The sequence below is a fragment of the Ramlibacter sp. PS3R-8 genome (genome assembly GCF_037572435.1).
Lineage (GTDB): Bacteria > Pseudomonadota > Gammaproteobacteria > Burkholderiales > Burkholderiaceae_C > Ramlibacter.
This window is the reverse complement of sequence record NZ_JBBHGT010000001.1, coordinates 1658720-1666126: the sequence shown is the minus strand read 5'-3', so window position 1 is coordinate 1666126 and position 7407 is coordinate 1658720. Positions and strand designations below refer to the sequence as shown.

Below are 7407 nucleotides of genomic sequence, written 5' to 3'. Positions count from 1 at the left end.
CCGCTCGCCGAAGCGCCCCCACCCGGCCCTCCCCCAGGGGGGGAGGGTTCCAGAACATCGAGCACCGCACTCATGCCTCCGCACTCCGTCCCTTGACCGCGAACAACCCTTGCGGCCGTTTCTGGATGAAGATCACGATCAGCACCAGCACCGCGATCTTGGCCAGCACCGCGCCGGCCCAGCCCTCGATGAACTTGTTCAACACGCCCAGCCCCAGCGCTGCATACACCGTACCGGCCAGTTGCCCGACACCCCCGAGCACGACGACCATGAAGGCATCGACGATGTAGGCTTGGCCGAGATCGGGGCCGACGTTGCCGATCTGGCTCAAGGCGCAGCCGGCCAGGCCCGCGATCCCCGAGCCGAGGGCGAAGGCATAGGTGTCCACCCGCGCCGTGTTCACCCCCATGCAGGAAGCGATGGGCCGGTTCTGCGTCACGCCGCGCACGAACAGGCCGAGCCGCGTGCGCGAGATGAGGAAGGCCATGCCGAGCAGGACCGCGAAGGCGAAGCCGACGATCACGATGCGGTTCCAGGGCAGCTGCAGGTTGCCCGTGATGGCCAGGCCGCCGCTCATCCAGCTGGGGTTTTCCACGCCGACGTTCTGCGCGCCGAACACCGTGCGCACCAGCTGCATGAGCATCAGGCTGATGCCCCACGTGGCCAGCAGCGTTTCCAGCGGGCGGCCGTAGAGGAAGCGGATGACGCCGCGCTCCAGCACCGCGCCCATCAACGCCGATGCCCCGAAGGCCACCGGCACCGCCGCCACCAGGTACCAGTCGAAGGCGCCGGGCAGGTATTTCTGGAACAGGCCCTGCACCACGTAGGTGGCATAGGCGCCGATCATCATCAGCTCGCCGTGCGCCATGTTGATCACGCCCATCAGCCCGTAGGTGATGGCCAGGCCGAGGGCCACCAGCAACAGGATGGAGCCCAGGCTGATGCCGGAGAACACCGCTGCGGCGCGCTCGCCCCACACCAGCGAGGACTCCATGCTGCGGATCGACCCTTGCAGCGCCGCCTTCACATCGGCGTCGGCTTCGTCCTTCAGCCGCTGCAGCAGCAGGCTGCGCGTCGCCGGGCTGCGCGCGGTGGACAGCAGTTGCGCGGCCTCGAGCCTTCGGGACTTGTCGGAGCTGCTCAGGAGCGCCGCCGCGCGCACCAGCCCGAGTTGTTCCTTGATGGCCGCGTCCTGTTCGGAGGCGTAGGCCTTCTCGATCAGCGGCAGCTTGGATTCGTCGGGGTCTTTCTGCAACTCGGCGACCGCCGAGGCGCGCAGCTTGTCGTCCTTCGAGAACAGCTTCAGCGCGGACAAAGCCGAATCGAGCTCCCCGCGCATCCTGTTGTTGTTGACCACGTCCTCGGCGTCCGCCGGCACCGCCAGCTCCGCTCCGGTGACCGGGTCGCTGCCCTTGTCGTTGCGCACGACGAAGACCTTGCCGCCCGCCGTCTTGACGGCATCGTCGGCCAGCGCCTGGATGAAAGCCGCCGTCTTGTCGTCCGCGGCCGCAACGGCCTTGTTGAGCGCTTCGATGCGGGCGTCGGATTCGCCGACGGCCATGGCGGACGCTTCGGCGGCCGTCAGCGCGTGGGCGCTCGATGCGGCGAGCGAAAGAAGCAGGATGAGAATTCGGAGCATGAGGGTCCCAAGGCTCCCTCTCCCCGCCGGGGAGAGGGCTGGGGTGAGGGGCGCACCGCAGAGCGCCCCCACCCCGACCCTCCCCCGCAGGGGGAGGGAGGAAGACAGGATCAGAGCTTGGTCTTGCCGTCCGGCTCGTCCTTCTTCTTGTCGTTGCCGTCGATGTACGGTGACCAGGGCTTGGCCTTCACCGGCCCGGGGGTCTTCCACACCACGTTGAACTGGCCGTCGGCCTTGACCTCACCGATGAACACCGGCTTGTGCAGGTGGTGGTTCTTCATGTCCATCGTGGCGGTGAAGCCGGACGGCGCCTTGAAGGTCTGGCCGGCCATGGCGGCGATGACCTTGTCGGTGTCGGTGGACTTGGCCTTCTCCACGGCCTGGGCCCACATGTGCACGCCGATGTAGGTGGCTTCCATCGGGTCGTTGGTCAGCGGCTTGTCCTTGTGGCCGGCGATGTTCTTGGCCTTGGCGTAGGTGCCCCACTTCTTGGTGAACTCGGTGTTCGTCGGGTTCTTGACGGACATGAAGTAGTTCCAGGCGGCGAGGTGGCCCACCAGCGGCTTGGTATCGACGCCGCGCAGTTCCTCTTCACCCACCGAGAAGGCCACAACCGGCACGTCCTTGGCCTTCAGGCCGGCGTTGCCCAGCTCCTTGTAGAAAGGCACGTTGGAGTCACCGTTGATCGTGGAGATCACCGCGGTCTTCTTGCCTTCGCCGGAGAACTTCTTCACCTTGGCGATGATGGTCTGGTAGTCGCTGTGGCCGAAGGGGGTGTACTCCTCCATGATGTCGGCCTCGGCGACACCCTTGGACTTGAGGAAGGCGCGCAGGATCTTGTTGGTGGTGCGCGGGTACACATAGTCGGTGCCCAGCAGGACGAAGCGCTTGGCGCCGCCGCCTTCCTTGGACATCAGGTATTCGACGGCGGGGATGGCCTGCTGGTTGGGCGCGGCGCCGGTGTAGAACACGTTCTTGGACAGCTCTTCACCCTCGTACTGCACGGGGTAGAACAGCAGGCCGTTGAGTTCCTCGACGACCGGCAGCACCGACTTGCGGCTGACCGACGTCCAGCAGCCGAAGATCACGGAAACCTTGTCCTGCGTGAGCAGCTGCTTGGTCTTCTCGGCGAACAGCGGCCAGTTGGAGGCCGGGTCGACGACGACCGGCTCGAGCTTCTTGCCCAGCACACCGCCCTTGGCGTTGATCTCGTCGATGGCCATCAGGACCGTGTCCTTGAGGACCGTCTCCGAGATGGCCATGGTGCCGGACAGGCTGTGCAGCACGCCGACCTTGATGGTGTTGGACTGCGCGAAGGCAGGGAAGCCGGCGCCAGCCAGCGCGACGGCCGCGGTGAGGGCCTTGAGGGTGAATCGACGTTGCATGTGTGCTCCAGAAGTGCGCGAAGAGATGACGCAGGGCCATGCTAGGGATGAGCGGATGGCAGGTCTGTACGACACATGGCGTACGGCCGGGCGCTTCGCCCGACTACGGGGCCCGCAGGCGCCGTCCGACAGTCAACCTCCGCCCGGCCGGGCTCAATCTCCCCATTGCATTGCCAAGCAAGAGGCGCCCCCATGTCCCTGTTGTCGCAGCTGTCTCCCAGCATCACCAACCAGATCCGGCTGGACCATACGCACGTGCTGAGCGCCTTCCACCAGTACGAGGTGAGTTCGCCGCCGCGGCTGAAGAAAGGGCTGGCGGACCAGGTCTGCCTGGCGATCGAGATCCACACGCAGCTGGAAGACGAGATCTTCTATCCCGCCCTGCGCGTGGTGGCCGACACCGACATCCTGCGCAAGAGCACGCCCGAGCACGACGAGATGCGCGGGCTGATCTCGCGCCTGCGCAACATGCCCGTGGGCGACCCCGCCTTCGACGACACTTTCTTCTCGCTGATGCGGCATGTGATGCACCACGTGGCCGACGAAGAAACGCAACTGCTGCCGGCCGCCGAGCGCCTGCTGCCGAACAAACTGGCTGACCTGGGCGCGCAGATGACGCGCCGCCGGCTGGAACTGGCCGGCCCGCGCACGCCGGAACTGGCCAGCAGCATGGCCCGGTCGCTGAGCGCCGGCAGCATCGTCGCTGCCGGCAGCGCGCTGCTCGCCGGTGCGCAGCTGCTCACGCGCCACCGCTACGGCGACCGCCTGGCCGCCGCGCGCAGCCGCTTCTCGCGGCCCTGAAGATGGCCTGGGAAGGCGGGGTCGCTGCGCGAACCCGCCCTACGAAGAACGCTCAGGTAGGGCGGGTTCGCGCCACCGACCCCGCCATGATGCACGCTCAGGTAGGGCGGGTTCGCGCCACCGACCCCGCCATGATGCACGCTCCGGTAGGGCGGGTTCGCGCCACCGACCCCGCCATGATGCACGCTCCGGTAGGGCGGGTTCGCGCAGCGACCCCGCCATGATGCCCAGGTCTCCGCTCTCTTCAGTCCTTGGGCTGTTCGCCCGACGGCCGTCCGAGCGGAAGCGCCGGATCGATGCGCCTCTTGTAGTGCGCGTACCCCGCGGCCGGATCCGCCACCCCCGCATGCCCCACCGACTGCGGCAACTCCGACTGGATCGCCACATGGCTGATCCCCTCGCCTTGCCGTCGCCGCGCACGCAACTGCTCTGCGAACTGCAGCCCGGCCCCCAATGCGTCCTCCGCGAACTCCGCATGCCGCGCTTGCGCCGGCGCCTGCGCGCTCTCGCGTTCGAGCCAATACACCACGATCATGGCGTCGATGCTACCCCGCTGCGCAACGCCTGCGCGAAACCCTGCGCGGCGGGCGTGAGCTCGCGGTGGCGGCGGGTGATGAGGTGGATCGACGGCACCCGCAGCGGCAGCTCCAGCGGCACGACCTGCAGCACCCCGAGCCGCGCATAGTGCGCAGCCAGTGACGCCGGCATGATCGCGGCCATGTCGCTGGCTTCGAGCAGCACCGTCGTCGCTACGGTCGATGCGGTCTCGGTGATGTCCAGGCGCGAATGCAGCCCGGCCTCGCGCAACGCCGACTCGAAGCGGCTGCGCTGCGGGGAGCCCGGTGGCTGCAGCACCCACGGCCAGTGCGCCAGGTCTTCCAGGGTCACCCCGGCCTGGGACAGCAGCGGGTGGCCGGTGCGCACGACGGCCACCTGGGGTTCGGCAAGCAAGGGCTCGATGTCGAGCTCGTCATCGCTGTGGCGCTCGGTCGGGCGGCCAAGCACGAGGTCCACCTCGCCGCGCTCCAGCAGCGCGATCATGACGTCGCTGGTCTCCACCAGCAACGACACCGCCACGCGCGGGTGCTGCCGCTTGAATTCCGCCAGCGCCGGCGCCAGCAACTGCGGCAGCGCACCGGGCACGGTGCCCAGGCGAAGGCGGCCGCGCAACCCCGAGCGCAGCGCCGCAACCTGTTCGCGCGCGAAGCCGAAGTCGACCAGCGCCTGCCGCGCGTAGCGCACCAGCACCTCGCCGCTTGGCGTGGGCTCCATGCCGCGCGCCAGCCGCGTGAACAGGCGCGCACCCATCGCCTCCTCCACCTGCTGCAGCAGCTTGGTCGCCGCGGGCTGGCTCATGCCCAGGCCGGCAGCAGCGCGGCCGAGGTTGTTCTCCCGGCCCAATGCCTCCAGCAGAAGCAGCTGGCGGGTGCGCAGCCTCAGCAGCAATGCCGCATCGGAGATGGGGGTCTTGGCCATTGGAAGATATATTCGAATGAATATGGATTATTCCGGGAATTTCATTTGCCGGGAATGGCTGGAGCTCTTACCCTGCGAGCCAAGCGCCGGCGCCGATCGGCGCGCAGGAGACATCCCATGACGCACCCCACCCGCCGCGCCGCTGCCCTGGCAGCGCTCGCCCTCTGCCTTGCCGCCGGCACCCCGGCCTTCGCGCAAGCCTGGCCCGACAAGCCACTGCGCATCATGGTGGGCGCGTCGCCGGGCGGCGGCACCGACATCCTGGCGCGCATGCTGGCCGAGAAACTGGCCACCGACCTGAAGCAGTCCGTGGTCGTCGAAAACCGTCCCGGCGCCTCCAACACCATCGCCGCGGAAATCACGGCCAAGGCGACCCCGGACGGCACCACCTTGTTGCTGGCCACGAACACGGCCCAGGCGATCGCACCGCACCTGCTGAAGCTGAAGTTCGACCCGCTGAAGGACCTGCAGCCGATCGGCCTGGTCGCCGTGATGCCGAACGTGCTGGTGGTGTCCGCCGCGTCTCCCTACAAGACGGTGAAGGACCTCACCACCGCCATGGCGCAGAACCCGGGCGCGATGAAGTACGCATCGTCCGGCATCGGCAGCACGCAGCACATCGCCGGCGAGGCGTTCTCGCTGGCCACCGGGACGAAGTCCATCCACATCCCCTACAAGGGCAGCGCGCAGGCGCACGTGGACATCATCGGCGGCGACGTCACCATGATGTTCGACTCCACGTCGTCGGCCATGGGCCAGATCAAGGGCGGCAAGTTCCGCGCGCTCGCGGTGATGGCGGACCGCCGCTCCCCCGAGATCCCCGACGTGCCGACCATGTCGGAACTCGGGATCAGGGGCGTGGACGTCACCACCTGGTACGGCCTGTACGTCACCGCGGGCACGCCCAAGCCGGTGGTCGACACGCTCACCGCGGAAATCACCCGGATCCTGAAAATGCCGGACGTGCAGGCGCGCATCAAGGGCATGGGCGGTGACGTCGGTTCCCTGGTGTCCGTGCAGTTCGCCGAAATGAACCGGCTGGAGTTCGAGCGCTTCGGCAAGCTGGTGAAGGACGCCAACATCAAGGCGGAGGGTCAATGAGCACCCCGCAAAAACCCCGCCTCGCCGTGCTGCTCGGCGACCCCGCGGGTGTCGGCCCCGAGATGGGCGTCAAGCTGCTGGCGCGGGCGCCGAACCGTGAAGCCGCGGACATCCTGCTGGTGGCGCCGGCGTCGGTGCTGGCCGGCGGCGAGACCCTGGCCGGCAGCCGGCTGGACGTGTTGCGCATCCAGCCCGGCGAGCCGCTGCGCTTCGAGCCCGGCCGCATCACGCACCTGCTGCAGCCGGAGCCCGCCAGCGGCGCCGCGCGCATGGGCGAGTGCAGCGAAGCCGCGGGCCAGGCCGCGCTGCAGGCGCTGACCGCCGCCACGCTGCTGGCACGCGAGGGCAAGGTGCAGGGCATCGTCTTCGCGCCGCTGAACAAGCATTCGCTGCGCATGGCGGGCATGCAGGAGGAAGACGAGCTGCGCTACATGCAAGGCCTCTTCGACGTCAACACCTTCACCTGCGAATTCAACATCACCGACCAGCTGTGGACCTCGCGCGTCACGTCGCACGTGCCGTTGAAGGACGTGGCCGCGCTGATCACCGAGGCTGCCGTGGCCGATGCGGTGCACATCATCGACGCGGCCCTGCGCCGCTCCGGCATCGCGCGGCCGCGCATCGCGGTGTCGGGCCTGAACCCGCACGCGGGCGACGGCGGCTCCATCGGCAGCGAGGAGATCGAGATCATCGCCCCGGCCGTCGAGCGCCTGCGTCGCGACGGCCTCGATGCGAGCGGTCCGTGGTCGCCCGACACCGTGTTCATCGCGGCGCGCCGCGGCGACTTCGACGCGGTGGTCTCGATGTACCACGACCAGGGCCAGATCGCGATGAAGCTGATGGGGTTCGAGCGCGGCGTCACGCTGCACGGCGGCCTGCCGGTTCCCGTGGCGACATCGGCCAGCGGCAGCGCCTTCGACATCGCCGGCAAGGGCATCGCGCGCATCGAGGGACTGCAGCACGCCTTCGACCTGTGCGTGCGGATCGCGTCGACCTGAACCTGGG

General features: G+C 68.3%; 7 protein-coding genes. 3 read left to right on the top strand and 4 right to left on the bottom strand.

Annotation, left to right across the window (positions count from 1 at the left end; all coding sequences use genetic code 11):
- Nucleotides 1–70: 70 nt before the first annotated feature.
- Together urtB and urtA are read right to left on the bottom strand one after the other, a co-directional pair.
- The gene (urtB, locus tag WG902_RS07945; RefSeq protein ID WP_340059404.1) at nt 71–1639 is read right to left on the bottom strand and encodes an urea ABC transporter permease subunit UrtB; all 1569 of its coding nucleotides are present in this window, start codon (nt 1637–1639) and stop codon (nt 71–73) included.
- A gap of 110 nt (nt 1640–1749) precedes the next feature.
- On the bottom strand, nt 1750–3024 hold the full coding sequence (gene urtA, locus WG902_RS07940; RefSeq protein ID WP_340059403.1) for an urea ABC transporter substrate-binding protein: 1275 nt from the start codon (nt 3022–3024) through the stop codon (nt 1750–1752).
- A gap of 192 nt (nt 3025–3216) precedes the next feature.
- On the opposite strand from urtA, the gene WG902_RS07935 reads away from it, so the two are divergent.
- A complete protein-coding gene (locus tag WG902_RS07935; RefSeq protein ID WP_340059402.1) occupies nt 3217–3825 on the top strand; it encodes a hemerythrin domain-containing protein in 609 nt (202 codons plus the stop codon).
- A gap of 244 nt (nt 3826–4069) precedes the next feature.
- Here WG902_RS07935 and WG902_RS07930 read toward each other — a convergent pair whose 3' ends face one another.
- Together WG902_RS07930 and WG902_RS07925 are read right to left on the bottom strand one after the other, a co-directional pair.
- Nucleotides 4070–4360 (bottom strand): hypothetical protein, encoded by a 291-nt coding sequence (locus WG902_RS07930; protein WP_340059401.1) that lies wholly within the window; start codon nt 4358–4360, stop codon nt 4070–4072.
- The gene (locus WG902_RS07925) at nt 4357–5301 is read right to left on the bottom strand and encodes a LysR family transcriptional regulator (RefSeq protein ID WP_340059400.1); all 945 of its coding nucleotides are present in this window, start codon (nt 5299–5301) and stop codon (nt 4357–4359) included. The genes WG902_RS07930 and WG902_RS07925 overlap by 4 nt, the downstream gene beginning before the upstream one ends.
- Nucleotides 5302–5418: 117 nt before the next feature.
- Here WG902_RS07925 and WG902_RS07920 point away from each other — a divergent pair, with 117 nt between their 5' ends.
- A complete protein-coding gene (locus tag WG902_RS07920; RefSeq protein ID WP_340059399.1) occupies nt 5419–6402 on the top strand; it encodes a Bug family tripartite tricarboxylate transporter substrate binding protein in 984 nt (327 codons plus the stop codon).
- A complete protein-coding gene (locus WG902_RS07915; protein WP_340059398.1) occupies nt 6399–7400 on the top strand; it encodes a 4-hydroxythreonine-4-phosphate dehydrogenase PdxA in 1002 nt (333 codons plus the stop codon). The genes WG902_RS07920 and WG902_RS07915 overlap by 4 nt, the downstream gene beginning before the upstream one ends.
- Nucleotides 7401–7407: the final 7 nt, after the last annotated feature.

Bases quoted from the DNA above. Each gene is read 5' to 3' on its own strand.
- WG902_RS07920 (WP_340059399.1), top strand. From the start codon at position 5,419: ATGACGCACCCCACCCGCCGCGCCGCTGCCCTGGCAGCGCTCGCCCTC.
- WG902_RS07915 (WP_340059398.1), top strand. From the start codon at position 6,399: ATGAGCACCCCGCAAAAACCCCGCCTCGCCGTGCTGCTCGGCGACCCC.
- urtB (WP_340059404.1), bottom strand. From the start codon at position 1,639: ATGCTCCGAATTCTCATCCTGCTTCTTTCGCTCGCCGCATCGAGCGCC.
- WG902_RS07935 (WP_340059402.1), top strand. From the start codon at position 3,217: ATGTCCCTGTTGTCGCAGCTGTCTCCCAGCATCACCAACCAGATCCGG.
- WG902_RS07925 (WP_340059400.1), bottom strand. From the start codon at position 5,301: ATGGCCAAGACCCCCATCTCCGATGCGGCATTGCTGCTGAGGCTGCGC.
- urtA (WP_340059403.1), bottom strand. From the start codon at position 3,024: ATGCAACGTCGATTCACCCTCAAGGCCCTCACCGCGGCCGTCGCGCTG.
- WG902_RS07930 (WP_340059401.1), bottom strand. From the start codon at position 4,360: ATGATCGTGGTGTATTGGCTCGAACGCGAGAGCGCGCAGGCGCCGGCG.